A 26,809-nucleotide genomic window follows, 5' to 3' on the forward strand; every position below is an offset into this window, starting at 1 on the left:
GCGCCGCCCCCCGCACCCCCACGCACGACACAGAACGGCGCCCGCCCTCCGATGGAGAGCGGGCGCCGTTCGTCGTCAGGGGATCGTCAGTGACCAGCGGGCACGTACGCGGCCTGACCGGCCTGCACGATGCGCTCGGCCTCGGCGGCGTCGCCCCAGCCCTCGGCCTTGACCCACTTGTTCGGCTCGAGGTCCTTGTAGCGCTCGAAGAAGTGCGCGATCTCGGCCTTCGTCTGCTCCGGCACGTCCGAGATGTCCTGGATGTGCGCCCAGCGCGGGTCCTTGGCGGGGACGACGAGGACCTTCTCGTCGTTGCCGGCCTCGTCACTCATCTTGAAGACGCCGACGGGGCGGACCTTGACGCCGACGCCGGGGAACGTCGGGAACTCGAGCAGCAGCAGGGCGTCCACGGGGTCACCGTCGTCGGCCAGGGTCTTCTCGAAGAACCCGTAGTCGGTGGGGTAGACGAACGAGGTGAACAGCACGCGGTCGAGGTAGACGCGACCGGTCTCGTGGTCCACCTCGTACTTGTTGCGGCTGCCCTTGGGGATCTCGACGACGACGTCGTACGCGGCCATGTTGCGCTCCTGTGTCTGCTTCGGGGACTGTCGTGTGTTGCGAAAGCGCGGCTAACGTTACCGGGTGAACTCTCCGCGTCCCCGGCTCGACCCCGCCGTCGCCGAGACCCGCCTGGCGGTCCGCGACCTGCTCGCCGCAGCCGTCGACGACGGCGTGGTCGCCGCGGGCGACCTGGTCCTCGTCGCACTGAGCGGCGGACCGGACTCCCTCGCCCTGGCGGCGGCCACCGCGTTCGAGGCGGGCAAGCAGGGTCTCCGGGCCGGTGCGGTGGTCGTCGACCACGCGCTCCAGGCGGGCTCCGAGGCGGTCGCGAGCCGCGCCTCCAGGCAGGCATCCGAGCTGGGACTCGACCCGGTGACGGTCCGCAGGGTCGCGGTCGGCTCCGACGGTGGTCCGGAAGGCGCCGCCCGGGAGGCCCGTCACGCGTCGATCGCCGAGGTCGCGGCCGCCACCGGGTCGCCCCTGGTGCTGCTGGGCCACACCCTGGACGACCAGGCCGAGACGGTGCTGCTCGGCCTGCTGCGCGGCAGCGGGCCGGACAGCCTGTCCGGCATGCAGCCGCTCGCGCGGCGCGACGACGGTCCGGCCTACGGCCGGCCGCTCCTGTCGGTCCGGCGCCACGCGACCCGGCAGGCGTGCGCCGCAGCGGGGCTGGCGCCGTGGCACGACCCGCAGAACGACGACCCCGCGTACGCGCGGGTGCGGGTGCGGAACACGCTGCTGCCGCTGCTCGAACGGGAGCTCGGGGCCGGGGTGCCCGAGGCCCTGGCCCGCACGGCCGACCAGCTGCGCGAGGACTCCGCGGCGCTCGACCACTTCGCCGAGGAGATCGCGGAGGACATCGCCGAGCACTCCGAGGCGGGGATCTCGCTGTCGGTGCGGGCGCTCGGGGCGAACCCGCCGGCGCTCCGGCAGCGACTCGTGCGCCTGGCGGTGGAGAGCGAGTTCGGGGTGACGCTGTCGCGCGTGCAGACGCTCGAGGTCTGCCGGCTCGTCACGGACTGGAGCGGACAGGGGCCGATCGACCTGCCGGGGGTCCGTGCGACGCGGACCGGCGACCGGATCGAGTTCAGCGCCGGTTAGGCTGGCGTGGTGGAACTCTCCGACGTCCAGTCAGACCTGTCCGAAGTGCTCTTCACCCCCGAGCAGATCGACGAGAAGCTCGCCGAACTCGCGGCGGCGGTCGACGCCGACTACGCGGGCCGCGACCCGTTGCTCGTCGGGGTGCTGAAGGGTGCCGTCATGGTGATGGCGGACTTCTCGCGCCACCTCAAGATGCAGGCGCGGATGGACTGGATGGCGGTGTCGTCGTACGGCTCCGGCACGAAGTCGTCCGGCGTGGTGCGGATCCTCAAGGACCTCGACACCGACCTGCACGGCCGCGACGTCCTGATCGTCGAGGACATCATCGACTCCGGTCTGACGCTGTCCTGGCTCAAGCAGAACCTGCAGTCCCGCGGTGCCGCGAGCGTCGAGATCGTCGCCCTGCTGCGCAAGCCCGAGGCCGCCAAGGTCGAGGTCGACGTCAAGTACGTCGGCTTCGACATCCCCGACGCGTTCGTCGTCGGGTACGGCCTGGACTACGACGAGCGCTACCGCAACCTGCGCGGCGTCGGCGTCCTCGCGCCGCACGTCTACTCCTGACGGGCGTTCCGCGGCGCTCGGTGCACGCTCGGCGGACTCTGGCCCGGGGGTGAGTTCGCCCGCAGAGGACACCCATTCTCGCCACAGAATCGCAGCCGTATGCTGATCAGCACGCAACTTCGGCAGAGAAAGGTGTCGGGCACTCACGCCCGGATCACATGAACTTCAAGCGCATCTTCCGCGGCCCGTACCTCTACGTGCTGATCGCGCTGGCGGGCATCTTCATCGGCTGGAGCGTCATCAGCCAGGGCAGCACGCAAGAGATCAGCACCCAGAAGGGTCTCGAGCAGCTCGCCGACGGCAAGATCTCGTCCGTCATCGTGAACTCCACCGAGCAGCGGGTCGACATGATCACCCGCGACGGCGACAAGCAGGAGCAGTTCTACTACTCCACGCCCCGCGGTGAAGAGGTCATCCAGGCGGTCAACGACGCCAACCTGCCCAAGGGCTACGACGACCACGTGAACACGGGCAACTGGTTCCTGTCGCTGCTCGGCATCCTGCTGCCGTTCCTGATCATCGGTGCCCTGTTCTGGTTCCTGCTCTCGAGCGCCCAGGGCGGCGGCTCGAAGGTCATGCAGTTCGGCAAGTCGAAGGCCAAGATCAACAACAAGGAGAACCCGCAGGTGTCGTTCGCCGACGTCGCGGGTGCCGACGAGGCGATCGAGGAACTGCACGAGATCAAGGAGTTCCTCAAGGAGCCCGCGAAGTTCCAGGCCGTCGGGGCGAAGATCCCGAAGGGCGTGCTGCTCTACGGCCCTCCCGGAACCGGCAAGACCCTGCTGGCCCGCGCCGTCGCCGGTGAAGCCGGTGTGCCGTTCTACTCGATCTCCGGTTCGGACTTCGTCGAGATGTTCGTCGGTGTCGGTGCGAGCCGTGTCCGTGACCTCTTCGAGCAGGCCAAGGCGAACTCGCCGGCCATCGTCTTCATCGACGAGATCGACGCCGTCGGTCGGCACCGTGGTGCCGGCATCGGCGGTGGCAACGACGAGCGCGAGCAGACGCTGAACCAGCTCCTCGTCGAGATGGACGGCTTCGACGGCAAGACGAACGTCATCCTCATCGCCGCGACGAACCGTCCCGACGTGCTCGACCCCGCGCTCCTGCGCCCCGGCCGGTTCGACCGCCAGATCGGTGTCGACGCCCCGGGTCTCGCCGGCCGCAAGCAGATCCTCGAGGTGCACGCGAAGGGCAAGCCGCTCGCCGCGAGCGTCGACCTCGAGCTGCTCGCCCGCAAGACGCCGGGCTTCACCGGTGCCGACCTGGCGAACGTCCTGAACGAGGCAGCCCTGCTGACCGCCCGCTCGAACGCGCAGCTCATCGACAACCGCGCCCTCGACGAGGCCGTCGACCGCGTGATGGCCGGTCCGCAGCGTCGCACCCGGATCATGTCCGACCAGGAGCGCCTGATCACCGCCTACCACGAGGGCGGCCACGCCCTGGCGGCGGCGGCGATGCGGCACACCGACCCGGTCACGAAGATCACGATCCTGCCCCGCGGCCGTGCCCTCGGTTACACGATGGTGCTCCCGCTCGAGGACAAGTACTCGGTCACCCGCAACGAGCTCCTCGACCAGCTCACCTACGCCATGGGTGGTCGCGTCGCCGAGGAGATCGTGTTCCACGACCCCACCACCGGCGCCTCGAACGACATCGAGAAGGCCACCGGCACCGCCCGCAAGATGGTCACCGAGTACGGCATGAGCCAGGCCGTCGGGTCGGTCAAGCTCGGCTCCGGTTCCAGCGAGCCGTTCGTCGGCCGCGACATGAGCGGTGGCACCGGCCGGGACTACTCGGAGAACATCGCCCAGACGGTGGACGCCGAGACCCGTGCCCTGCTCGAGGCCGCGCACGACGAGGCCTACCAGGTGCTCAACGACAACCGCGACATCCTCGACCGCCTGGCGGGTGAGCTCCTCGAGAAGGAGACGCTCGACGCCCCGGAGCTCGTGGAGATCTTCAAGGACGTCCGCAAGCTGCCGGAGCGCCCGCAGTGGCTCTCCAGCGACCGGCGCCCGGTGAGCAACCTGCCCGCGATCCAGGTGCCCGGACAGGCTGCCTCGACCGCAGCGGACGACGCGTCGGGCTCCGAGACCTCGAAGCCCCGTCGCCGTCCGTTCGGCAACCCGGGTATCGCCCCCGCGTAGGCCGGCATGACCGAGCTGCCGACGCGACGAGAGCGTCGACTCGCCGAGGTGAGTCGTGCTCGCGCAGCCGCCGCCGAACCGGCGACGGTCGCGATCGACCTCCGCGCACCCCAGCCGGTGCCGGAGGTCGTGACCGGTCGTCGCCGTGACCGGGGTGGCCCTGCCGAGGACCGCACCCGCGTGCTGGGCATCCTCAACGTCACGCCGGACTCGTTCAGCGACGGCGGTCTGCACCAGGCCTACGACGCAGCCGTGCAGCACGCGCGGGACCTCGTGGCCGCCGGCGCGGACGTCATCGACGTCGGTGGGGAGTCCACCCGCCCCGGCTCTGAGCGCGTCCCCGTGCCGGTCGAGCAGGAACGGGTGCTGCCGGTCGTGCAGCAGCTCGTCGCCGAGGGCATCCCGGTCAGCGTCGACACGATGAACGCCGCAACCGCCGAACGCGCGGTGGACCTCGGCGCCGCGATCGTCAACGACGTCTCCGGCGGCCTCGCCGACCCCGACATGGCCCGGGTCGTGGCGTCGACCGGCGTCGGGTTCGTCGTCATGCACTGGCGCGGGCACAGTGACCGGATGTACCGCAACGCGGAGTACACCCACGCGGTCGAGGAGGTCCGGCGCGAGGTCGAGCTCCGGGTGGCGGAACTCATCGTGCTCGGGGTCCGGCAGGAGCAGGTCGTCATCGACCCGGGCCTCGGGTTCGCCAAGCGCGGCGTGCAGAACTGGGAGATCCTGGCCGGGTACGAGCGGTTCGCCTCGATCGGTCTGCCCGTGCTCGTCGCCGCCTCGCGCAAGCGGTTCCTCGACGGTGTCGGGAGCCCCGAGGGCGCTCCGCCGAAGGAGCGCGACCTCGCCACCGCCGCCATCAGCCTGCTCGCCGCAGAACGCGGCGCGTGGGGTGTGCGCGTGCACGACCCGGCACCGACCCGTGCCGTGCTCGACGTCTGGGATGCCTGGAGGGCAGCGCGATCGTGAACGACACCATCCGACTCACGGGGGTCCGCGCCCGCGGGCACCACGGCGTCTTCGACCACGAGCGCGCTGACGGCCAGGACTTCGTCGTCGACGTCGCCGTGGAGCTCGACGCCCGTGCGGCCTCCGGCAGCGACGACCTCGACGCCACCGTGCACTACGGCGTGCTGGCCGAGCAGGTCGTGGCCGAGATCGAACGCGACCCGGTCGACCTCATCGAGACGCTGGCCGAGCGCATCGCCACCGCCGTGCTGACCCACCGAGCCGCACTCGGGACCGAGGTCACCGTGCACAAGCCGCAGGCTCCGATCACCGTGCCGTTCACCGACGTCTCGATCACCATCCGGCGCACCCGCGGCGCGACCGTGCCGGACGAGGAAGAAGAATGACCCACCGGGTGGTCGTCGCCCTCGGTGCGAACCTCGGCGACCGCGGGAGCACGCTCCGCGCCGCCGCCACCGCGATCGCCGCGCTGCCCGGTGTCGTGCCGGTGGCCTCCAGCCGCGAGGTCGAGTCCGTCGCCCTGACCGTCGACGGCCTCGACACGTCGAAGCCCCGGTACCGCAACGCCGTCGTGGTGGTCGACACCGACCTCGAGCCGCAGGACTTCCTCGACGCCCTGCACGGCATCGAGGACGCCCACGGTCGGACACGCGAGGTCCGGTGGGGCGACCGCACCCTCGACCTCGACGTCGTCGCCGTGGACGACCTGCGGATCACCACGGACACCCTGGTCGTGCCACACCCCCGGGCAGCGGAGCGCGCGTTCGTGCTCGCCCCCTGGCTCGACGCCGACCCCGGGGCCGTCCTGCCCGGTGCCGGGCCGGTGGCCGACCTGCTGGCCGCCGTGGGGAACGACACGGAGCGCGTCGACGAGCCGCGCCTGTTCGACGAGCTGACACGGGCCTCCCGGCCGGCGGGGAGCGCGACCAGCGCATGAAGCCCACCCGTGCCTCCACCCTGATCAGCATCGCCGTCGTGACGGTGGTCGCCGGTTTCGCGCTCGACGCCGTCCTGGCCTCGCGGCAGCTGCCGACGTTCCTGTTCTCGATCCCGCTCGGCATCACCCTCGCGTTCATCGGCGTCGCCGTCGTGCTCATGGCACGCCCGGTGCGCCGGCACGCGCGCGACGGCGCCGGACGCGAGCGACCGGTCGACCCGCTCTACGCGACGCGGGTCGTCGTGCTCGCGAAGGCCTCGAGCATCTGCGGCACGCTGCTCGGCGGGTTCGCCGTCGGACTCGTGCTGTACCTGCTGACCCGTTCCGCGACGCCTTCGCTAGGCTCGACCCTGCCGAACGTGATCGCCGTCGGGGGCGGGATCGTCCTGACGGTCTGCGCACTCGTGGCGGAGCGCATGTGCATCGCACCCCCGGGTGACGACGACGACCGCGACGATCCGCGCAACGGCTCGACGACGGTGAACTGACCGCGCAACCCCAGGAGGCCCGCGATGCCGCGTGAACGACTCGACGAGCCGGGCCTCGGCCTCGGTGGGACCACCTGGCACCGGGTGTCCCCGAAGCTCGCGTGGACCGAACTCATCACCACGCTCGTCATCGGCGTCGTCGTCACGGCTGGCTGCGTGCTCATCGGCGTCGTGAACGACGGCTTCGGTTCCGGCGCCGGCACCGTCTGGCTCGTCATCGGCATCGTGGTCGCCGTCATCACGGCGATCACCGCGGCGCTCACGCCCCGACGGGTCCGAGCCATCGGCTACGCGCTCCGCGACGACGACCTGGTCGTCCGCCGCGGGCTCATGTGGCAGCGCTTCACGGCGGTCCCGTACGGCCGCATGCAGCTCGTCGACGTCGCCCGGGGTCCGCTCGACCGGGCGCTCGGCATGAGTGAGCTGAAGTTCGTCACGGCCGCCGCCGCGACCAACGTGCGCATCCCGGGTGTCCCGGCCGCGGACGCCGACGAACTGCGCGACCGGCTCGTCGAGCTCGCCGAGTCCCGTCGCGCCGGGCTGTAGGGGTCGTCCGTGACCTTCCGACCCGGCACCCCGCCACCCGCACCGCCCGCGCCGCCCACCCCGGGCAACGCGGCCGCCGCAGCACCCCTGACCGACGGCGAGTGGCACCGCCTGCACCCGCTCACCCCGCTGCTCAAGGGCGGCATCTTCCTCATCGTCATCCTCGGCTACGTGCTGAACAGCCTGCGCGACCAGCTCGTCGAGTTCTTCATCCCGGGCGACCAGCAGGAGGACGGCGACCCCGTCCGGTACGTGTACGAGCACGGTGTCGTCGGCTGGGTCCTGCTCGGCGTCGTGGTGCTCCTCCTGGTGCTGATCGGGCTCTTCTACCTGTCGTGGCGGATGCACGAGTTCCGGGTCACCGGCGAGATCGTCGAGGTGCGCTCGGGCGTGCTGTTCCGGAACCACCGCAAGGCCCGGCTCGACCGGATCCAGGGCATCAACATCCAGCGGCCACTGGTGCCCCGGGTGTTCGGCACCGCCAAGCTCGAGATCGCACAGGCCGGCAACGACGCCAGCGTGCAGCTCGCCTACCTCGGGGCGCGCGCCGCCGACGACCTGCGGCAGCGGATCCTGGTGCTGGCGTCGGGTGCCAAGGACGACGACGGGCACGGCGGTCCGTCGCGGCGCTCGAACGGGGCCCTGCAGGACCGCGTCGACGAGATGTTCTCGCCCGAACTCGACCCGGCGGCCGTGCACGCCACCCGCATCGTCAAGGTCCGTCCCGGACGGTTGATCGCCTCGATGCTCCTGTCCGGCACGACGCTGTTCCTCGTGCTCGTCATCGCCGGGATGATCGTCAGCGTCGCCCTGACCGGCGAGTACGCGGTGCTGTTCGGCCTGTTCCCCGCGGTGCTCGGCGCCGGCAGCTACTACGTCCGCAAGTTCTCACGATCGCTGCAGTACACGATCGCCGAGACGCGCGACGGCATCCGGATCGGCTACGGCCTCGTCTCGACGTCGAACGAGACGCTGCCGCCCGGCCGCATCCACGCGGTCAGTGTCGCGCAGCCACTGCTGTGGCGTCCGTTCGGCTGGTGGGACATCCGCATCAACCGCGCGACGAGCGCCGCCGGGGCCGCCTCGAGCAACCAGCAGGTGTCGTCGATCGTGCTGCCCGTCGGCACCGCGTCGGACGTGCGCGAGGTCCTCGACATCATCCTGCCGGGCCTCGTCGGCACCGTGGTCGCCGGCCCGGAGGCCTCGCAGGAAGCCCTGCGAGAAGGCTCGGCCGAAGCCGTCAACGTCGTCGACGACAGCCTCACCACCACGGGGGAGCGCGGCGGCTTCGTGCACTCCCCGCGTCGCGGCGCCTGGTTGCGGCCGTTCGCGTTCCGGCGCAACGGCTACCGCTTCGTCCAGGGCGCGGTGCTGCTGCGGCTCGGTGCCGTCTGGCGTTCGCTCGTGATCGTGCCGCTGCCCCGCGTGCAGAGCGTCAAGGTCGAGCAGGGTCCGCTCGAGCGTGCACTCCGCCTCGCCGCGGTCCACGTGCACACCGTGGCCGGCCCGGTCTCGGCCCGCGTCGGTGCGCTCGACGCGCAGGACGCGCAGCGTCTGTGGTCCGAGACCACCCGCCGCGCCGTCGAGACGGCCGCGGTCGACACGACCCACCGCTGGCGCGAACGGGAGGCCCGTCCCACGGCCGCCACGCACGCAGCGGACGCCGCGGGGCCCGGGACCACGGCCCCTGCCGGACCGTCGGCGGACCACCGGACCGGCACCGTGCCTCCCGACTGGGACGACGTCCCGCCGACGGGAGCCGTGCGGTGAGGGCCGGACGTCTCGGCGTCGGCATCGTCGGCGCCGGGCGGGTCGGACCCGTCCTCGGAGCAGCCCTGGCGAACGCGGAGCACGCGGTCGTCGGGGTGACCGCCGTCTCGGAGGAGAGCCGTGACCGAGCCGAGGCCATGCTGCCCGGCGCTCCGGTGCTCGCGACGCCGGACCTGGTCGAGCGGAGCGAACTCGTGCTGCTCGCGGTGCCGGACGACCAGCTCGCGTCGCTCGTGCAGGGCCTGGCGGACGCCGGGATCTGGCAGCCCGGGCAGCTCGTCGTGCACACCAGCCCGGACCACGGCGTCGGCATCCTCGCCCCGGCGATGGCGGCCGGTGCGATCCCGCTCGCGATCCACCCGGCGATGGCCTTCACCGGCACCAGCGTCGACCTGTCCCGGCTGCGTGACGCGTACTGCGCGGTGACCGCCCCGGCCCCGGTGCTGCCGATCGCGCAGGCGCTCGTGGTCGAGATGGGCGCCGAACCGTTCGTCGTCGCCGAGGCGGACCGGCACGCGTACGCCGATGCGGTCCGCGCGGCCGTGAGCTTCTCCACCGCGATCGTCGACCAGTCAGCCGGCACGTTGTCCGGCATCGGCGTGGAGCACCCGGGCCGCGTGCTCGGCGCGCTCGTCCGATCCGCCGTCGACAACGCGCTCACCGCGGCCGACGGGCAGTCGACGCTCTAGCCGTCGGGGGCGGGATCGCGTCGCGGGGAGGAAGACGAGGCCGGGCGCTCGAGCGGCCAAGACTCCCCGCTCAGTTCGCCCGAATGGTCACGACCTGTCGGCTGCGGGTGCTCAAGCCGACAGTTCGTGACCGGTGGGCGTGACGCGGGTGGCGTGTTGTGACCGCGGTCTCGGCTCCGGCAGCCCGGCCGCCCGGCAGCCCGGCAGCGCTCCAGCCCGGGGTGGTCGGGACCCACCGCTCAGTTCTGCCGAGGGGGCGGGAACTGTTGGCCGGGCGGGCACGGTTCGGGGGCGGGACCGCGGCGCGGGTAGCATTTCCCCCGACCCCCACGACCATCGGAGCCGCACCCGCATGACCGACGAGACCGTCACCCCCGACACCGCGATCGCCGACGCCGCCGCACTGGCCGAGCAGGAGACCAGCGAGCAGCGACAGGTCCGGCTCGACAAGCGCGCGAAGCTGCTGGAGTCGGGGATCGAGGCGTACCCCGCCGAGCTCCCGATCACCACGACGATCCCGGCCGTGCGCGAGCAGTACGTGCACCTGGAGACCGGCGAGGAGACCCAGGACGTCGTCGGCATCGCGGGTCGTGTGGTGTTCTCGCGGAACACCGGCAAGCTCTGCTTCGCGTCCCTGCAGTCCGGCGACGGCTCCCGGATCCAGGCGATGGTCTCCCTGGCCGAGGTGGGGGACGAGTCCCTCGCCCGCTGGAAGGAGTTCGTCGACCTCGGCGACCACGTGTTCGTGCACGGGCGCGTGATCTCCTCGCGCCGCGGCGAGCTGTCGATCATGGTGGACGACTGGGCGATCGCGGCGAAGGCGATCCTGCCGCTGCCGAACCTGCACAACGAGCTCAACGAGGAGACGCGGGTCCGTCAGCGCTACCTCGACCTCATCGTCCGCGACGAAGCCCGCGCCACCGTGCGTGCCCGCGCCGCGGTGATGGCGTCGCTCCGCCAGACGTTCACCGCGCACGAGTACCTCGAGGTCGAGACCCCGATGCTGCAGACCCAGCACGGCGGTGCCTCGGCCAGGCCCTTCGTGACGCACTCGAACGCCTTCGACACCGAGCTGTTCCTGCGGATCGCGCCCGAGCTGTTCCTGAAGCGCGCCGTCGTCGGTGGCATCGACCGGGTGTTCGAGATCAACCGCAACTTCCGCAACGAGGGCGCCGACTCGTCGCACTCGCCCGAGTTCGCGATGGTCGAGGCGTACCAGGCGTACGGCAACTACGAGCAGATGGCCGACCTGACCCAGGAGCTCGTGCAGAACGCGACCCGCGCGGTCACGGGCGGACCGCTCGAGGTGACCCTGCCGGACGGCAGCACCTACGACCTGGGTGGCGAGTGGCCCCGCATCGACATGTACGGCTCGCTGTCCGAGGCGGCGGGACGCGAGATCACACCGGAGACCCCGCTGTCCGAGCTGCAGGCGCTCGCCGACGCCGAGGGGGTCGAGGTCGCGCACGCCACGCACGGCAAGTACGTCGAGGAGCTCTGGGAACACTTCGTCATCGACTCGCTCGACCGCCCCACCTTCGTGATGAACTTCCCGGTCGACACGTCGCCGCTCACCCGGCAGCACCGCACCCGTCCGGGGATCGTCGAGAAGTGGGACCTGTACATCCGCGGGTTCGAGCTCGCGACGGCGTACTCCGAGCTCGTCGACCCGGTCGTGCAGCGCGAGCGGTTCGTGGAGCAGGCGAAGCTCGCGGCCGGCGGTGACCCCGAGGCGATGCGCGTCGACGAGGAGTTCCTCCGTGCCCTCGAGCACGCGATGCCGCCGTCGGGGGGCATGGGCATGGGGATCGACCGGTTGCTCATGGCCATCACGGGCCTGGGCATCCGCGAGACGATCCTCTTCCCGCTGGTCAAGGGCGCTGGAGCTTAGGGCAGCGCGCCAGCGCTGCGCGACGCCAGCCCCGGACGAGCTTGCGAGTCCGGTCGGAACAGATAGTCGGGGTACGATGCTCGGGTGCCTGAAGGAGTCGTAAGCGGGATCGTCTTCGCCCTGACGCCGACCATCGTCGTCGGCCTGATCTTCTGGTTCGTGATGCGCGCGATCATGCGCGCAGACCGCACCGAGCGCGCCGCGTACGCCAAGGTCGAGGCCGAGGAGCGCGCCCGCTTCGAGCGTGAGCACGGTCGCCCCGCGCCGGCTCCGACCTCGGCGGAGTAGCCGCCCGCGCACGATCCACTTCACCCCGTGTTCACCGCACGGTGTGATCCTGTCGCGCATGCCCACCATCCCGGAGTCCGCCGCCGGCGTCGACGACCTCGACGACCTGGACGTGGAGGACGCCTTCGGGCACCCGGCGTCCGGGCTGTCCGTCGTGCCCGTCGGCAGCGACGACGGAGCCCTCGACGACGAGGGTGACGTCGACGACCTCGACGTCTGACCGTCGACGACCTCGACGTCTGAGCGCCGACGACCCGTCACGCACCGTTCACCTCGCCGACGCGTGCCGGGGTGAGCATCGTCCGCATGACAACCACACCCTTCACGGGACGCAGCCTCGTCGGTGACATCGAGAGCGAGTACGACGAGTTCGACCGAGACGCCGACCTCGAGGTGTCCAAGCGCCGGGACGGGTGGCTCGAACCCTCCTGGTGACCCCCACCCATCCGGTATTCGGGGTACGACGACCAGATCACACTGATCGGGTCGGACGTACCCCTTTTGCATGTCCGGAGTACGCAGTCGCCCGGGGTACACGACCGGAAACGCTCGTGAAACACGCCTGCAACGCCGGAAACACGGCACTTCCGGCTTGATCCGGGGCCTGATGGGGGACCAGACTGTCGGTGGGCCGTACCCCGTGGGGGACGGTTCCGATGGTGAAGCACGGAGAACCCTGAGAATCACTCCGAACGATTTGTGGGGTACACCTCCGGGCCGCTTTACTCATCAGCACCCCCCGGCAACGCCCCACGAAGCCATCACCGTCGAACGCAGGGAGAAACACCATGACGATCGCAACGGCTGCACCCAGCACCACCCGCCGCACCGCCACCAAGAAGGCATCGGCATCGAAGACCGCGACCGCCGAGTCCGCCACCACCTCCCTCGACACCGAGGTCGAGGCCGACGAGCAGCTCGCCGGTGTCCGCGGTGCCTCGGTCGACCAGGTCGGCGACTACCTCCGTCACATCGGCCGTCTCTCGCTCCTCACCGCCGAGGAAGAAGCGCAGATCGCCCGCCGCATCGAGGTCGGGCTCTTCGCCGAAGAGAAGCTCGCCACCGAGAAGGGCCTCGCGAAGACCCTGCAGCGTGAACTCCGCTGGCTCGTCCGCGACGGTGAGCGCGCCAAGGAGCGCATGATCACCTCGAACCTCCGCCTCGTCGTGAGCATCGCCAAGCGGTACTCGCAGCGTGGTCTGCCCTTCATGGACGTCATCCAGGAAGGCAACCTCGGCCTGGTCCGTGCCGTCGAGAAGTTCGACTTCACGCAGGGGTACAAGTTCTCGACCTACGCCACCTGGTGGATCCGCCAGGCGATCTCGCGTGGTCTCGCCGACAAGGCGCGCACGATCCGCATCCCGGTGCACACCGTCGAGCTCATCAACAAGATCTCGCGCACCGAGCGCGACCTGACCGTCGACCTCGGCCGTGCGCCGATGCCGGAGGAAGTCGCCGCCGAGCTGAGCATGAGCGTCGAGGAACTCGTCGACCTCAAGGGCCGCTCGCACGAGCCGGTCTCGATCCACACCGTGGTCGGCGACTCCGACGACAGCGAGCTCGGTGACTTCATCGAGGACGAGGACGCCGCGAGCCCGAACGAGCTCACCGAGACGACGCTGCTGCACCGCGACATCCGCTCCATCGTCGCCGAGCTGCCCAGCGACGAGGCGAACGTCATCCGCATGCGCTACGGCCTGGACGACGACAAGCCGATGACGCTCGACGAGATCTCGAAGATCGTGCACACGACCCGCCAGGCCGTCAGCCGGGTGGAGTCGCGCGCCAAGCTGCGTCTGTTCGCCAAGGCGGTCTCGCAGGACATGCAGCTGTACCTGACCGACTAGGTCAGTGGACTTCGGCCGGCGCGTTCACCCGTGCCGGCGCGGGGAAACCGGGTCGTTCTGTGGGAAGACGATCCGGTGGGGTGATGGGACGGCCCGCTCGAGCACTGCTCGAGCGGGCCATTCACGTCCCGGGGCAGGGCCAGGCCCAGGCCCAGGGCCAGGACCAGGACCGGGGCCAGGGCCAGCGCCGACACGGCGTCAGTCGTCGATCTCGCGCCGGAGCTTCTGCCGCAGGTCGCTCGGGATGAGCTCGACGAGCTGGTCCGGACGCACGGGCAGGTCGAGCAGGCTGAGCTTCACGCGTCCGGTGCGCCCGTGCCGCTCGGCGTCGAGGCGCACCACACTGCCGGCGTCCTTGCGGAGCCGCATGTCGATCTGCGCCCCGGTGGCGACCTCGCCGACCACGAGCCCGTCGACCTCGAGCGCGGCGCTCCTGGTGCCCTCCGCGATGTCGAACCGGTAGCGCTCCCGTGCGGCGAGCACCACCGAGCGGTCGATCCCGGCCATCGGCGCGACCGGGGTCACCACGGAGCCGGACAGTGCGGGGGAGAGGACCGGTCCGCCCGCGGCGTAGTTGTACGCGGTGGAGCCGGCCGGGGTCGCGGCCACGATGGCATCGGCGCGGTAGTACCCGTACCCGAGGCCCCCGACGCTGAGGTCGGCCGACACCTGCCCGGCGCCCGGCCGTCGCACGATGGTCAGGTCGTTGAACGCCAGGTAGTCGGTGCGGGCACCACCCCAGGACAACCGGGCCTCGAGCGCGTGGTGCGGCTCGAGCTGGTACTCGCCGGCGGACAGCCGGGCGAGCGCGATCTCGAGCTCGGGCGGCTCGATCTCCACCAGGAACCCGACGTTGCCGTAGTTCACGCCGAGGACGGGCACCGGGCGCTTCGCCACGAGCCGCATCGCGCCGAGCATGGTGCCGTCGCCGCCGAGCGCCACGACCAGGTCGACACGGTCGGTGAAGTCGTCGTCGTCGACCACGTCAACACCGCCGCCGATCCGCTGGGCATCCGCGCGTCGGGCGAGCAGTTCGCCCTGGCCGGACGCGTTCCAGCGCTGCAGGGTCGTGACGGACTCCTGCACGTTCTTGGTCGGGTGGACGACGAGGCCGACGACGGGCTGCTCCATGAGCGGATCGTACCGAGCGGACCTCCGACGCGGGCTGGTCGTCGACGGCCGTATGCGATATTCTGAATACATGCAGACTGCTCAGCTCTCCGTCGCCCTCCCTTCCGTCCGGCACGGCCGTGAGATCGTGCTGCTCGCCGACCTCGAGGCCCACGAGTCCGGCTTCGGCTTCGTCGACGCCGAGCACCTGCTCCTCGCGGCCGTCACCCTCTGTGCCGGCATGCCCCGGTTCCGCCCGGTCCTCGACGCCCACCGGGTCACCCCCGACGGCGTCCGCTCCGGTGTCCGTGCCTTCGTCGGCGCCCACACCACCTGTCCCGGTGAGCACGACCGTGTCGCCTGCACCCCGGCAGCCGTCCGCGTGCTCGCCCGCGCCGCCACGATCGCCGGTCGGTCCGACCGCATCCGACCGCCCCACGTCGTGCTCGCCGTGCTCGACTCGGTCGACGATCCGCTCGCCGGATCGGCGCACGACGTCCTCGACACCCTCGGCGTCGACGCGCGCCGCTTCCGACGGGACCTGCGTCGCGCGGTGCGGCGCGCCTGACCCAGCGCGACCGAGAAGCGGACTGGAGGCCCGTGGCGATCCCGCCACGGGCCTCCAATCCGTCTCGTCGTTCGCTCACTGCGCACAAGACGCACCCTGGTCACGCCCACGGCGAACAGGGGCAGCCCCCGGGGGGAGCGCTGGTTACTCTCGAAGTACTTGGCCGGACTCACACGAGACCGGCACAGCGTCGGCTCCGCTCATCAGGGGCCAAGGGAGAGCACATGTTCGAGAGATTCACCGACCGGGCCCGTCGTGTTGTCGTCCTCGCTCAAGAAGAAGCGAAGATGCTCAACCACAACTACATCGGCACCGAGCACATCCTCCTCGGCCTCATCCACGAGGGCGAGGGCGTCGCCGCCAAGGCGCTGGAGTCGCTGGGCATCTCGCTCGACGCCGTGCGCGAGCAGGTCCAGGACATCATCGGGCAGGGCCAGCAGCAGCCGACCGGGCACATCCCGTTCACGCCGCGCGCCAAGAAGGTGCTCGAGCTGTCCCTGCGCGAGGCGCTGCAGCTCGGCCACAACTACATCGGCACGGAGCACATCCTGCTCGGCCTGATCCGCGAGGGCGAGGGTGTCGCAGCCCAGGTCCTCGTGAAGCTCGGCGCCGACCTGAACCGGGTGCGCCAGCAGGTCATCCAGCTCCTGTCCGGCTACCAGGGCAAGGAAGCGGTCGCCGTCGGCGGCGAGCAGCAGCAGAACGCGCAGCAGGGTTCGCAGGTCCTCGACCAGTTCGGTCGGAACCTCACCCAGGCCGCGCGCGACGGCAAGCTCGACCCCGTCATCGGGCGCGAGAAGGAGATGGAGCGGGTCATGCAGATCCTCTCCCGCCGCTCCAAGAACAACCCCGTCCTGATCGGTGAGCCCGGCGTCGGCAAGACCGCCGTCGTCGAGGGCCTCGCCCAGGCGATCGTCAAGGGCGACGTGCCCGAGACGCTGAAGGACAAGCAGCTCTACTCGCTCGACCTCGGTTCGCTCATCGCCGGGTCCCGCTACCGCGGTGACTTCGAGGAGCGCCTCAAGAAGGTCACGAAGGAGATCCGCACCCGCGGCGACATCATCGTCTTCATCGACGAGATCCACACGCTCGTCGGTGCCGGTGCTGCCGAGGGCGCGATCGACGCGGCCTCGATCCTCAAGCCGCTCCTCGCCCGCGGTGAGCTCCAGACCATCGGTGCCACCACGCTCGACGAGTACCGCAAGCACTTCGAGAAGGACGCCGCACTCGAGCGTCGCTTCCAGTCGGTGCAGGTCAATGAGCCGTCGCTGCCGCACACGATCAACATCCTCAAGGGCCTGCGCGACAAGTACGAGGCATTCCACAAGGTGTCCATCACCGACGGTGCGATCGTCTCCGCAGCGAACCTGGCGGACCGCTACGTGCAGGACCGCTTCCTGCCGGACAAGGCCATCGACCTGATCGACGAGGCCGGCGCGCGCCTGCGTCTGTCGATCCTGTCGGCGCCGCCGGAGCTCCGCGAGTTCGACGAGAAGATCTCGACGGTCCGCGGGTCGAAGGAAGCCGCCATCGAGGAGCAGGACTTCGAGAAGGCCGCGAGCCTGCGCGACGAGGAGAAGAAGCTCCTCGGCGAGCGTCTCCGCCTCGAGAAGCAGTGGCGTGCGGGTGACGTCGCCGCGTCCGGCACCGTCGACGAGGGCATCATCGCCGAGGTCCTGGCGCAGGCCACGGGCATCCCGGTGTTCAAGCTCACCGAAGAGGAGACCTCGCGTCTCGTCTTCATGGAGAAGGCACTGCACGAGCGCGTCATCGGTCAGGAAGAGGCCATCTCGGCGCTGTCCAAGACCATCCGCCGCACCCGTGCCGGTCTGAAGGACCCGAACCGTCCCTCCGGCTCGTTCATCTTCGCCGGCCCCACGGGCGTCGGGAAGACCGAGCTCGCCAAGGCCCTCGCCGAGTTCCTGTTCGACGACGAGGGTGCGCTGATCTCCCTCGACATGTCGGAGTTCGGTGAGAAGCACACCGTGTCCCGCCTGTTCGGTGCCCCTCCCGGGTTCGTCGGGTTCGAGGAGGGCGGCCAGCTCACCGAGAAGGTGCGCCGCAAGCCGTTCTCCGTGGTCCTGTTCGACGAGATCGAGAAGGCCCACCCGGACATCTTCAACTCGCTGCTGCAGGTGCTCGAGGAAGGCCGTCTCACCGACGGTCAGGGCCGCGTGGTCGACTTCAAGAACACCGTCATCATCATGACCACGAACCTCGGTTCGCAGGGCATCGCCGGTGGCCCGGTGGGCTTCCAGGTCGAGGGTGACTCGGCCGTCGGCTACGACCGCATGCGCGGCAAGGTCAACGAGGAGCTGAAGAAGCACTTCAAGCCCGAGTTCCTGAACCGCGTCGACGACACGATCGTGTTCCCGCAGCTGTCGCAGCCCGAGCTGCTGCAGATCGTGGACCTGTTCGTGAAGCGTCTGGCGGACCGCCTGCTTGACCGCGACATGACCATCGAGCTCACGCTGCCGGCCAAGGAGCAGCTCATCAAGGTCGGGTTCGACCCGTCCCTGGGTGCTCGCCCCCTGCGTCGCGCGATGCAGCACGAGGTCGAGGACCAGCTGTCCGAGCACATCCTGCAGGGTGAGCTCAACGCGGGCGACCACGTGAAGGTCGACTTCGTCGACGGTGCGTTCCACTTCGAGACCGGGCGTCAGCCGGGCCGCGAGGAGGTCCTCGCCGGTGCGGCCGCGGTCGAGGCCGCGACCGACGCGCCCCAGGGCGAGATCGAGTCCTAGGACCTGACACTCCACGGACAGGAGGCTCGGTGCCAGCTGGCACCGGGCCTCCTGTCCGTTCTCGGGTCGCTTCCAGATCCCGCGTCGGCCGATCTGCGCGTCATTGTGTCCATCGGCCCCCGTCCGGGGGTACTGTGATGACAACGCGCGAGACGTTCCCCCCAACTCCTCGCGCGTCGCGCTCGACCGGTTCCCCCCAACGGGTCGAGACGCAGCCGGCCCCGGTCTGTTCGCAGACCGGGGCCGTTGCACGTCCGGGGTGGCGTCAGGCTGCGTCGGTCAGTCGTGCGGCGAAGTCGCGGACGGCGCGCTCCCAGCGCTCCGGGTCCTCGTTCCACTCGAGGGTGTGCGGTGCCGTGCGGAACGCGACGGTGGTGGCACCCTGTCGCGCGGCCACCGCTGTGACGTCGTCGACGGCGACCAGGGCGTCGGCCTCGGAGTGGATCAGCAGCGTCGGCGTCGCGGAGTCCTGCCAGGTGGTCGTCGTCACGGGCGTCGGGGCCCCGGCGAGGCGGGACAGCACGTTCGTCGTCGCGATGCGGGCCGCGACGGTGCCGACGAAGGCGGGCAGGTGCGCACCGCGGACAGCTCCGCGGAGTGCCGAGGCGACGTCGAGCAGGGGTGACACCACCACGAGTCCGTCGACGTCGACGCGTGCGGCGGCGACCGAGCAGGCGAGCGCGCCGGCGGACCAGCCCTGCAGCACGACGCGCTGTGCACCGCGGGCGCGGGCGGCGCGGACGGCAGCGACGATGCGGTCGGCGGCTCCGGGGTCGAGGGAGCGCAGCGGCAGGTCGGTGGTGTCGATGACCTCGGACGAGGCGCCGAGCGATCGCCAGACCCCGACGCCGCGGAGGACCTGCCGTGGGCCGAGGGACTGCCCGTGCACGTGGACCACGTGGGTCGTGGCGGCCTCGGGCTCGGTGCCGGGCACGTCATCCGGTCCGTCGTACCGCAGGGCGTCCCAGCCCCACGCGCCGGTCGCCACGGGGCCGGTGACGCTGCGGCGGACGCTGTCGCTGCTCGCCCCGCTCTCGGTGGTCGGACCGCTGTCGCTGCTCGCGGCGATGATCGCACCGACCTGCACCCGGGCACCGTCGCGCTGCAGGTCGTAGGTGCCCGGCAGGCGGGTGTCGCGGGTGGCGGTCAGCTCGACCTCGGTGTCCGTGGCACTGCGGACCGTGGCGGTCGCGGTGTACGGCGTCGGGAACAGCAGGCGTCGGGCGACGAAGGCGCCGAGCCCGAGCGTGCCCACCGCCCCCGCCGCGGTGCCGAGTGCGGTGATGCGTGCGCCGGTCATGTGATCTCCCTGAGTCGTGCCGTGGTGAGCGTCGCAGCGGCCGGCACTGCCTGTCCGGCCTCGCGCGCGCGGTCTTCGATCTCGACGGACAGTCGGTGCTGCCGACTCCGCCACTGGCGACGCTGCCACACGATCGTGAAGTAGAGCCCGGTGTTGCCCGATGCCGCTTCGAGTCGACGGAGTTCCGGCTCGAGCGCGCGGAACCGGCGTCGGGCGGCCCGCCAGTCGCGGAACTCCCGTGCGGCGTCGGGCAGCACGCCACCGGCCGCTCCGATGGCGAGCAGGACCATCGAGCCGAGGAACACCGGGGTGTAGAGCTTCGACAGGACCCCGACCGCACCGTCCGCGCCGGCGACGTGCACGGCGTCGAGGGCGATCGCGATGCCGGCGAGCAGCACGAGGCCGGCGGCACCGACGACGAAGAGCCAGTACAGGCGGCCGAGCCCGTCGCCGCTGCGGAACCCGCGCAGCACGGCGACGGCCGAGCGGGCGATCACGATGGCGATGTAGGTCATCTCGACGGCCGAGTAGAGCGCGGTCGGCAGCTGGTCGCCGTAGGCCACCATGAACTGCGCCGTGGGGGTCGGTGCGTCGATGAACGCGAACAGCACGACGAGGGCGACGAGCACGAGCACGCAGCCGATGATGCGGCTCGCACGGAGGAGTTTGGCGGAGCGCGCGGCGGCCTCGACCGACTGTGCGAGGGCGAACATGCCGCACACCATCAGGCAGCGGCCGATCAGGTCGGCGATGTTCGGCACGTGCGTCACCCCGGCGAGGAACGTCGTGACGTCGGGCTGGTTGATCGTCAGACCGACGGCGACGAAGCTGCAGCAGACCATCAGCCAGGTGACGCTGGCCGACTGGGTTCGCACCAGGAACAGCCGGACGACCAGCACCGTCAGGATGAGCCAGACCGGGATCGATCCCCAGACGTGCAGCGTCACCGGGTCACCGGAAGATCCCGGGCTGGCCCTCGGGGTCGAGCAGCCCGATCCGCAGCGCCAGCTGGTCGGCGACGAGTTCGACGGCCTGCTCGTGCGGGGTGTCCAGCGAGCGGGTGAAGGCCGTCCGGCCGCTGAGCAGCCCCGTGTACGCCTGGTGGTCGCAGCCGGTGTCGTCCATGAACACGTGGGCGAGCTCGTGCAGCACGCAGGCCACGCGGGAGCGCTCGGACAGCCCGGGGCGGGTCTCGAGCAGGGCGTGGTCGGTGCGCTGGATGAGCCGCGCTGACAGGTCACCCGGCAGCTCCGTGGTGCGCACGAGGATCGGCTTGCCGAGCGCCGCCTCGGCACGGGCGGTCAGCTCCGGCAGGGTCAGGCGGCGGGGGAGTCCAAGGCGCTGCACGCGACGGCGGGCCTCGGTCTGTCGGCGCAGGGCACCGAAGCGGTCGCGGTACCCGCTCACGGTGTGCCGCCCGACTCGTCGAGCCGACGCAGGTGCTCGGTGAAGTCGCGGATCTCGTCCGCCGAGGCGAACTCGCCCAATCGTCGGGTGGCGAACGCGACGACCTCGCGCTTGCGCAGCTCGAGCACGAGTTCGAGCTGTGCCTGCACCCGCTCGGGCACGTCCGTGTTGCCGGCGGCGTCGGTCAGGTACTCCGCCGGGACGCCGAAGTAGGTCGCCAGGGCCGCCAGGAGTCGCTGGTCACGGACGGCCGGTCCGTTGCCGCCGAGCATGTAGCCCCACCGCGGTCGGCTCATCGACGCACCCTGCGCCTCGATCTCGGCGGCGATCTCCTTGTACGGGGGTCGCTGGCCCGAGTTGGCCTCGACGACGTCCATCAGGAGCTGCAGTTTCCGCGACAGTTCCCGACGGTGTGCGTCGTCGTCGTTGTACTCGATCACGTGTCCCCACTCTCACATCTGTCTCAGACATGATAAAACTGAACCAGCGCGTCGGCCGGTGTCACCACTCTGCCAGGCTCGCGCTCGCTCGTCAGGTCGGCATTTCGATGGGGGGATGCCGAACGGGGGACGAACGAACGGGAGGCGCGGTGCCAGCTGGCACCGCGCCTCCCGTCCGTCGTGTGGTGCGGACTACGCCTGCACGTCGCCGCGCCAACCCGGCTGGGTCGGTGCGTTCTCGACGCGCTCCTTGTAGTTCTGCAGGTCCTTCTTGACGGCGTGGCCGCCGACGCCGACGGCGGAGCCGAGCTTCTCGAGGATGCCGGAGGGCTCCCAGTCGATCTGCACGGTCACCCGCGTCTCGGCGTCGGAGAGCTTGTGGAAGGTGACGACGCCGGCGTGGTCGGTCTCGCCGTCCTTGACGGTCCAGGCGACCCGCTCGTCGGGGTGCTGCTCGGTGATCAGGGCACGGAACTCGCGCACCTGACCTGCGACCTTCACGGTCCAGTCGGTGGTCTTGTCGTCGACCTGGACGATCTTCTCGACCTCGTCGAGGAAGTGCGGGAACTCCTCGAAACGGGTCCACTGGTCGTAGGCCTGGCGGACGGGGACGTTGACGTCGACGGTTTCGATGATCTGAGGCATGCACCGGACGGTAGGCCGATCGACCTGGGCGGCACTCAGCAGCGCTGTCCCCCTGCGGCTCCGGCGGGTGCGGGTCCGTCCGCCGCTGCGCAGTAGTGTGGGGAGGATGACAGAGCACGGGAAGCACGCGTTCCACGAGCGCGACGACCACGGGATCCTCGTGCGTCCGGCGCTCGCCTCGGACGTCCCGCACATCCAGCGACTCATCGCCCCCTACGTCGACCGGCGCATCCTGCTCGGCAAGGAGAACGTCGCCCTGTACGGCTCGATCCAGCAGTTCCGGATCGCCGAAGGGCCTGACGGCACCCCCATCGGGTGCGGTGCGCTCGCTGTGTTCTGGGACGACATCGCCGAGGTCCGCACGCTCGCCCTCGACGAGCAGTGGATCCACAAGCGTGTCGGACACCGGATGCTCGAGGCACTGGAGCACGACGCCCGTGAACTCGGGGTCGCCCGGATCTTCTGCCTGACCTTCGAGGTCGACTTCTTCGCGAAGCACGGGTACCTGGAGATCGGCGAGAGCGTCGTCCCACCGGACGTCTACGCCGAACTGGTCCGCTCGTCGGACGAAGGGGTCGCGGAGTTCCTCGACCTCGCCCGGGTCAAGCCGAACACCCTCGGCAACACCCGCATGCTGAAGAACCTCTGACGCTTTCTCGTGCCGCCCGGCGGGGTTGCCGTGTGTGGACCGCGCCGTTGTCTACCCTGTGCGCATGTCGTCGTTGCGTCACCCCGTCGGGCCCGAGAAGCCGGTCGTCTACTGGCGCCGCCGGGCGCTCGTGCTCGGGGCGCTGCTGGTCGTCGTCCTGGTCGTGGTGCTCATCGTCGTCGGGCGGGGGAGCGGGGCCACGTCGGCGGCGCCGAGTGCGTCGGCCTCTGCTGGTGCCGGGTCCGGTGCCGGTGCATCGTCTGATGGTTCTTCGGCCGGTTCCGGGTCCTCGCGGTCTGCTGCGCCGAAGCCGGCGGCTTCTTCCTCGGCTTCTGCGACGAAACCCGCTGCTGCCGACGGCTCGACGTGCACGAAGGACCAGGTCGTCCTGACCCCGGTGCTCGACAAGCCGGCCTACGGCCCCACCGAGGACCCGAAGATCGCGATGTCGATCAAGAACTCCGGCACGAACTCCTGCCACCTGGACCTCGGATCGGCGCAGCAGGTGCTGACGATCAGCTCGGGCGAGGAACAGTACTGGTCGTCGAAGGACTGCCAGACCGGCGGCACGAACCAGGACGTCACGATCAAGTCCGGTCAGACACTCACGACCCCGGCGATCGCCTGGGACCGCACGCGCTCGTCCACGTCGACGTGCGACTCGTCACGGCCGGCGGTCACCGCGGGAGGCGCGAGCTACCACCTGCAGGTCGCCGTCGGGAACCTCGAGTCGAAGACCTCGGTGCAGTTCATCCTGCAGTAGCTGGATTCTCGGTTCCGATCCGTTCCGGCTGCGCTGTGCCGATCAGGGTGCCGGGAACAGCAACAGGCCCCGTCGTCCGAAGACGACGGGGCCTGTTCAAGCTGATGTGATCAGCCGAGGACGGTGATGTTCTCCGCCTGCGGGCCCTTGCGGCCCTCGGTGATGTCGAACTCCACCTTCTGGTTCTCCTCGAGCGACTTGTAGCCGTTGCCAGCAATCGCAGAGAAGTGCGCGAAGACGTCAGCGCTGCCGTCGTCCGGGGCGATGAAGCCGAAGCCCTTTTCGTTGTTGAACCACTTGACGGTACCGGTAGATGCCATGATGGCGTTTCCTTAGCTTTCTTGCTTCCGCCATGGTGCAGATGCACCGACGGAGACCCCGACGTACGTCGACGGGGGTAATGCGCCACGCGGGCAGGTGCCGGCGGGACGGGTTCGGGGTCAGGCCTGTCGGCCAGTGACCCTGGGGCCCGGGTTGAGGGGCAAACCACCTCGCCCGGACGTTGAGCGCCGCCGAAGCGGTTCCATCAGGTTAGCGTGCTCTGGGCCGACTGGCTACCCGTGCGTCACGGAACGACGAAAATCTGGTGGAATTGAGCTGATGGCAGACAAGGAACAGCGCTTCCGGAGCGAACAGCTCGAGGAAGCCCTCGCGAAGCAGGACGTCGCTGCGGTGGCGTTCGCGCTCCGCCACGACATCGTGATCGTCCCCCGACTCGTCACCGGCAAGAAGGACATGCAGGTGCGGGTGTTCGGCCGTGAGGGGTCGGACAAGCGCATCCTGCTGCTGTTCTCGTCGGCGGACGCCTACACGGCGATGGTGCCGGACGAGAAGATCCGGCAGGTCATGGTCTACGACGGGCCGCGGCTCGAGGAGTTCCTGGCCGCCCACCTCGACATGCTCGAGGGCGTGTTCTTCGACATCGCCGGCCCGCACACGATGCAGGCCGCGCCGGAAGACCTGCTGGCCGCTTTGCGCGCGTAGCGCCTCAGAACGCGCGGTCGAGCTCGCGTTCCCGCGGGGACTGCGTCATCGAGAACGCCACACGCAGTGCTTCGCGGAGGTGCCCGGAGTCCGAGCCGAGCACGGTCGTGAACCCGAGGCGGGTGGCCTCGTTCACGCGCTGCTTCGTGCCCGTGGCCGGACGGATCTCGCCGGCGAGGCTGATCTCGCCGACGGCCGCGAGCGTGTGTGGGTACGGACGGTCTCGTGCGGCGCTCGCGAGGGCCAGTGCGATCGCCAGGTCGGCGCCGGGCTCCGTGAGCTTCATGCCGCCCACCGTGGACACGTAGACGTCGGCGTCGGACAGCTTGAGGCCGGCACGGCGTTCGAGGACCGCGAGCAGCATCGCCACACGAGAGGCATCGACACCGTTCACGACCCGGCGTGGCTGCGGTGCCGAGCTCGGGACGATGAGGGCCTGCACCTCGACCGGCAGCGCTCGGCGCCCCTCGAGTGCGACGGTGACGCAGGTGCCGGACACCGGGGTGGCGTTCTTCGACATGAAGAGGCCGCTCGGGTCCGGGACTTCGTGGATGCCGTCGCCGCCCATGTCGAAGCACCCGACCTCGTCGGTGGGGCCGAAGCGGTTCTTGAGTGCCCGGACGAAGCGCAGCGCGGTCTGCCGGTCGCCCTCGAAGTGGCAGACGACGTCGACCAGGTGCTCCAGGAGCCGCGGGCCGGCGATGGTGCCGTCCTTCGTGACGTGGCCGACGATGAGGACGGGCAGGGCGCGGTCCTTCGCGATGCGGATCAGGGTCGAGGCGACCTCGCGCACCTGGGACGTACCGCCGGCGATGCCGTCGATCGAGCTCGATGAGATGGTCTGCACGGAGTCGGCGATGAGCAGGTCGGGCTGGACCTGGTCGATCTGGCCGATGATGACGCCGAGGTCGACCTCGCTCGCCAGGTACAGGTCGTCGTGCATCGCCCCGGTGCGTTCGGCACGGAGTCGGACCTGGTCGACGGACTCTTCGGCGCTGACGTAGAGGACGCGCTTGCCCGAGGCTGCGGCTCGGGACGCGACCTCGAGCAGCAGGGTCGACTTGCCGACACCCGGCTCGCCGCTCAGCAGGACCGCGGCACCCGGCACCACGCCGCCGCCGAGCACGCGGTCGAACTCGCCGATGCCGGTCTGCCAGCGCTGCACGGAGCTGCCGCGGGCTTCGGTGATCGGTCGCGCGGCCCGTGCGCCGGTGACGGCGACCGCCGAGGTGCCCCGGGTGCTCGCCGACGCCGCGGAGCTGTCTTCGACGGTGCCCCAGGTCTGGCACTCCCCGCACCGGCCGACCCACTTGATGCTGGTCCAGCCGCACTCGGTGCAACGGTAAAGGGACTGCGGGCGCGCCATGTCGTCGAGGCTAGGCCGTACGGCCGACATCACCGGGGTGGTCGCCCGGCTCGTCGGGTCCGCTTGGTTCGTCCGACTGGTCTCGTTCGTCGGGCACTGCGATCGACCCGGTCATCCGGTGGCGCAGGCGCTCGACCGGCCCCGGACCCTGGCGTGAGGCGTGGTCGAGTGCCTCGGCGCCGTCGGTGTCCTGCTCGGCGCGCGCGTTCGCCACCGCCCCGGCTTCACGACCGAGGTTCTCGGCCTCGCGCACGGACAGGTAGTGCCGGATCGCCGCCACCGTGTCGACCCGGGCGTCGACCGCGGGCTCGAAGGCGCTCGCCCAGATCTCGTAGCCGCGGTCGTTCGGGTGGAACAGGTCGCCGTAGCTGTTGAAGAAGGTGCGACGGACCCCGACGCGCTTCGTGATGGTGTGCAGCGGAGCCACCGTCAGCCCGAACTCGTCGGCCACCCGGTGCACGATCTCGTTGGCCACCGCCACCTTGCGCTCCCGGTCCGGCACGAACATGCACGGCAGCTCGGCCACCACGGCGTGCGACGGCACCGCGCCGTAGATCGCCCGGATGTTCCGCTCGAACTTGTCCGGGTCGAAGTCGGCGATGTCGTTCGCCCCGATCGACACCGTGCAGACGTCGGGCGCGTAGTGCCGGAGCTTCGGCAGCTGATCACGCTTCGCGCCCCACGTGGTCGAGCCGGAGACGCTGAGGTTCACCACCCGGACCGACATGTGGGAACGGTGCCGGATGCGCCGCGCGAGCAGCCCCACGTAGCCGCGTCCGGGTGCGGTCGCACCGACGCCCTGCGCTGCCGAGTCACCGATCGCCACGTAGAGCAGCTGCCCCTCGTGCTGCTGTCGTTCCCGCCACCAGTCGGCGTGGATCGGGAGCATGTCGACGACCCGTTGCGCCGCTGCCCGTTGGCCCTTCACGCCGGCGCGGGCACCGACGGCTGCGGCACCGACGACGCCGAGGCTGCCGACGACGGAGGTGAGGAGTGCGATGAGCGTGCGGGATCTCATGCCGTGGACGGTAC

Annotated in this window: 30 protein-coding genes; 20 read left to right on the forward strand and 10 right to left on the reverse strand. The window is 70.4% G+C overall.

Features of this window, described 5'->3' with window-relative positions; genetic code table 11:
- Nucleotides 1-86 precede the first annotated feature (86 nt).
- Nucleotides 87-578 (reverse strand): inorganic diphosphatase, encoded by a 492-nt coding sequence (locus KK097_RS06565; RefSeq protein WP_111040210.1) that lies wholly within the window; start codon nt 576-578, stop codon nt 87-89.
- A 64-nt stretch (nt 579-642) separates the two neighbouring features.
- Here KK097_RS06565 and tilS point away from each other — a divergent pair, with 64 nt between their 5' ends.
- From tilS to KK097_RS06635, 15 genes are all read left to right on the forward strand, one after another.
- Nucleotides 643-1,662, forward strand: a complete 1,020-nt coding sequence (gene tilS / locus KK097_RS06570) for a tRNA lysidine(34) synthetase TilS (protein ID WP_214544116.1) — start codon at nt 643-645, stop codon at nt 1,660-1,662.
- Between the two features lie 9 nt (nt 1,663-1,671).
- Nucleotides 1,672-2,223, forward strand: coding sequence for a hypoxanthine phosphoribosyltransferase (gene hpt / locus KK097_RS06575; RefSeq protein ID WP_214531689.1), 552 nt, complete (start codon nt 1,672-1,674; stop codon nt 2,221-2,223).
- Nucleotides 2,224-2,381: 158 nt separating this feature from the next.
- Nucleotides 2,382-4,370: an ATP-dependent zinc metalloprotease FtsH gene (ftsH, locus tag KK097_RS06580; protein ID WP_214531690.1), complete on the forward strand. Its 1,989-nt coding sequence runs from the start codon at nt 2,382-2,384 to the stop codon at nt 4,368-4,370.
- Between the two features lie 6 nt (nt 4,371-4,376).
- Entirely contained in the window at nt 4,377-5,345 is a 969-nt protein-coding gene (gene folP / locus KK097_RS06585) for a dihydropteroate synthase (protein WP_214531691.1), read from the forward strand.
- Complete coding sequence (gene folB, locus KK097_RS06590) at nt 5,342-5,731, forward strand: dihydroneopterin aldolase (protein WP_214544117.1); 390 nt, start codon at nt 5,342-5,344, stop codon at nt 5,729-5,731. The genes folP and folB overlap by 4 nt, the downstream gene beginning before the upstream one ends.
- On the forward strand, nt 5,728-6,282 hold the full coding sequence (gene folK, locus KK097_RS06595; protein ID WP_214544118.1) for a 2-amino-4-hydroxy-6-hydroxymethyldihydropteridine diphosphokinase: 555 nt from the start codon (nt 5,728-5,730) through the stop codon (nt 6,280-6,282). Before folB ends, folK begins: the two co-directional genes overlap by 4 nt.
- The gene (locus KK097_RS06600; RefSeq protein ID WP_214544119.1) at nt 6,279-6,770 is read left to right on the forward strand and encodes a DUF3180 domain-containing protein; all 492 of its coding nucleotides are present in this window, start codon (nt 6,279-6,281) and stop codon (nt 6,768-6,770) included. Before folK ends, KK097_RS06600 begins: the two co-directional genes overlap by 4 nt.
- Before the next feature lie 24 nt (nt 6,771-6,794).
- Nucleotides 6,795-7,316, forward strand: a complete 522-nt coding sequence (locus KK097_RS06605; protein WP_214544120.1) for a PH domain-containing protein — start codon at nt 6,795-6,797, stop codon at nt 7,314-7,316.
- A 9-nt stretch (nt 7,317-7,325) separates the two neighbouring features.
- Entirely contained in the window at nt 7,326-9,086 is a 1,761-nt protein-coding gene (locus KK097_RS06610; RefSeq protein WP_214544121.1) for a PH domain-containing protein, read from the forward strand.
- Nucleotides 9,083-9,775 (forward strand): Rossmann-like and DUF2520 domain-containing protein, encoded by a 693-nt coding sequence (locus KK097_RS06615; RefSeq protein WP_307858343.1) that lies wholly within the window; start codon nt 9,083-9,085, stop codon nt 9,773-9,775. The genes KK097_RS06610 and KK097_RS06615 overlap by 4 nt, the downstream gene beginning before the upstream one ends.
- A gap of 352 nt (nt 9,776-10,127) precedes the next feature.
- Nucleotides 10,128-11,666: a lysine--tRNA ligase gene (gene lysS, locus KK097_RS06620; protein WP_214531620.1), complete on the forward strand. Its 1,539-nt coding sequence runs from the start codon at nt 10,128-10,130 to the stop codon at nt 11,664-11,666.
- Between the two features lie 84 nt (nt 11,667-11,750).
- Nucleotides 11,751-11,954: a hypothetical protein gene (locus KK097_RS06625; protein ID WP_071245264.1), complete on the forward strand. Its 204-nt coding sequence runs from the start codon at nt 11,751-11,753 to the stop codon at nt 11,952-11,954.
- Between the two features lie 58 nt (nt 11,955-12,012).
- Nucleotides 12,013-12,174 (forward strand): hypothetical protein, encoded by a 162-nt coding sequence (locus KK097_RS06630; RefSeq protein WP_214531621.1) that lies wholly within the window; start codon nt 12,013-12,015, stop codon nt 12,172-12,174.
- A gap of 86 nt (nt 12,175-12,260) precedes the next feature.
- The gene (locus KK097_RS18395; protein WP_267239042.1) at nt 12,261-12,389 is read left to right on the forward strand and encodes a hypothetical protein; all 129 of its coding nucleotides are present in this window, start codon (nt 12,261-12,263) and stop codon (nt 12,387-12,389) included.
- Nucleotides 12,390-12,742: 353 nt separating this feature from the next.
- Nucleotides 12,743-13,801 carry a sigma-70 family RNA polymerase sigma factor gene (locus KK097_RS06635; RefSeq protein WP_035809350.1) on the forward strand — a complete coding sequence of 353 codons (1,059 nt, stop codon included), beginning with the start codon at nt 12,743-12,745 and terminating at the stop codon, nt 13,799-13,801.
- A 198-nt stretch (nt 13,802-13,999) separates the two neighbouring features.
- Here the strand turns inward: KK097_RS06635 and KK097_RS06640 are convergent, their stop codons facing one another.
- Nucleotides 14,000-14,932: an NAD(+)/NADH kinase gene (locus KK097_RS06640; RefSeq protein WP_214544122.1), complete on the reverse strand. Its 933-nt coding sequence runs from the start codon at nt 14,930-14,932 to the stop codon at nt 14,000-14,002.
- A 70-nt stretch (nt 14,933-15,002) separates the two neighbouring features.
- On the opposite strand from KK097_RS06640, the gene KK097_RS06645 reads away from it, so the two are divergent.
- A complete protein-coding gene (locus tag KK097_RS06645; protein ID WP_214531623.1) occupies nt 15,003-15,479 on the forward strand; it encodes a Clp protease N-terminal domain-containing protein in 477 nt (158 codons plus the stop codon).
- A 224-nt stretch (nt 15,480-15,703) separates the two neighbouring features.
- Nucleotides 15,704-18,223 (forward strand): ATP-dependent Clp protease ATP-binding subunit, encoded by a 2,520-nt coding sequence (locus tag KK097_RS06650; protein ID WP_214531624.1) that lies wholly within the window; start codon nt 15,704-15,706, stop codon nt 18,221-18,223.
- 265 nt (nt 18,224-18,488) lie between these two features.
- Here KK097_RS06650 and KK097_RS06655 read toward each other — a convergent pair whose 3' ends face one another.
- From KK097_RS06655 to KK097_RS06675, 5 genes are all read right to left on the reverse strand, one after another.
- A complete protein-coding gene (locus KK097_RS06655) occupies nt 18,489-19,523 on the reverse strand; it encodes a DUF8805 domain-containing protein (protein ID WP_214544123.1) in 1,035 nt (344 codons plus the stop codon).
- Entirely contained in the window at nt 19,520-20,470 is a 951-nt protein-coding gene (locus KK097_RS06660) for a hypothetical protein (RefSeq protein ID WP_214544124.1), read from the reverse strand. Before KK097_RS06660 ends, KK097_RS06655 begins: the two co-directional genes overlap by 4 nt.
- A 4-nt stretch (nt 20,471-20,474) precedes the next feature.
- Complete coding sequence (locus KK097_RS06665; protein ID WP_214544125.1) at nt 20,475-20,930, reverse strand: hypothetical protein; 456 nt, start codon at nt 20,928-20,930, stop codon at nt 20,475-20,477.
- Complete coding sequence (locus KK097_RS06670) at nt 20,927-21,370, reverse strand: hypothetical protein (protein ID WP_214531628.1); 444 nt, start codon at nt 21,368-21,370, stop codon at nt 20,927-20,929. Before KK097_RS06670 ends, KK097_RS06665 begins: the two co-directional genes overlap by 4 nt.
- 192 nt (nt 21,371-21,562) lie before the next feature.
- Complete coding sequence (locus tag KK097_RS06675; RefSeq protein ID WP_214544126.1) at nt 21,563-22,015, reverse strand: SRPBCC family protein; 453 nt, start codon at nt 22,013-22,015, stop codon at nt 21,563-21,565.
- Between the two features lie 106 nt (nt 22,016-22,121).
- On the opposite strand from KK097_RS06675, the gene KK097_RS06680 reads away from it, so the two are divergent.
- Together KK097_RS06680 and KK097_RS06685 are read left to right on the forward strand one after the other, a co-directional pair.
- Nucleotides 22,122-22,664, forward strand: coding sequence for an amino-acid N-acetyltransferase (locus tag KK097_RS06680; protein WP_181419931.1), 543 nt, complete (start codon nt 22,122-22,124; stop codon nt 22,662-22,664).
- A 64-nt stretch (nt 22,665-22,728) separates the two neighbouring features.
- Nucleotides 22,729-23,427 carry a hypothetical protein gene (locus KK097_RS06685; protein ID WP_214544127.1) on the forward strand — a complete coding sequence of 233 codons (699 nt, stop codon included), beginning with the start codon at nt 22,729-22,731 and terminating at the stop codon, nt 23,425-23,427.
- Between the two features lie 110 nt (nt 23,428-23,537).
- On the opposite strand, the gene cspE is transcribed toward KK097_RS06685, so the two are convergent.
- Nucleotides 23,538-23,747, reverse strand: a complete 210-nt coding sequence (gene cspE, locus KK097_RS06690) for a transcription antiterminator/RNA stability regulator CspE (RefSeq protein WP_017887662.1) — start codon at nt 23,745-23,747, stop codon at nt 23,538-23,540.
- A 280-nt stretch (nt 23,748-24,027) separates the two neighbouring features.
- On the opposite strand from cspE, the gene KK097_RS06695 reads away from it, so the two are divergent.
- Nucleotides 24,028-24,411 carry an SseB family protein gene (locus KK097_RS06695; RefSeq protein ID WP_182064278.1) on the forward strand — a complete coding sequence of 128 codons (384 nt, stop codon included), beginning with the start codon at nt 24,028-24,030 and terminating at the stop codon, nt 24,409-24,411.
- Nucleotides 24,412-24,415: 4 nt separating this feature from the next.
- Here KK097_RS06695 and radA read toward each other — a convergent pair whose 3' ends face one another.
- Nucleotides 24,416-25,777 (reverse strand): DNA repair protein RadA, encoded by a 1,362-nt coding sequence (gene radA / locus KK097_RS06700; protein ID WP_214544128.1) that lies wholly within the window; start codon nt 25,775-25,777, stop codon nt 24,416-24,418.
- A gap of 10 nt (nt 25,778-25,787) precedes the next feature.
- On the reverse strand, nt 25,788-26,795 hold the full coding sequence (locus tag KK097_RS06705) for an SGNH/GDSL hydrolase family protein (protein ID WP_214544129.1): 1,008 nt from the start codon (nt 26,793-26,795) through the stop codon (nt 25,788-25,790).
- Between the last annotated feature and the right edge of the window lie 14 nt (nt 26,796-26,809).

The sequence above is a fragment of the Curtobacterium flaccumfaciens genome (genome assembly GCF_018598405.1).
In the GTDB taxonomy this organism is placed as follows: Bacteria; Actinomycetota; Actinomycetes; order Actinomycetales; family Microbacteriaceae; genus Curtobacterium; species Curtobacterium aurantiacum.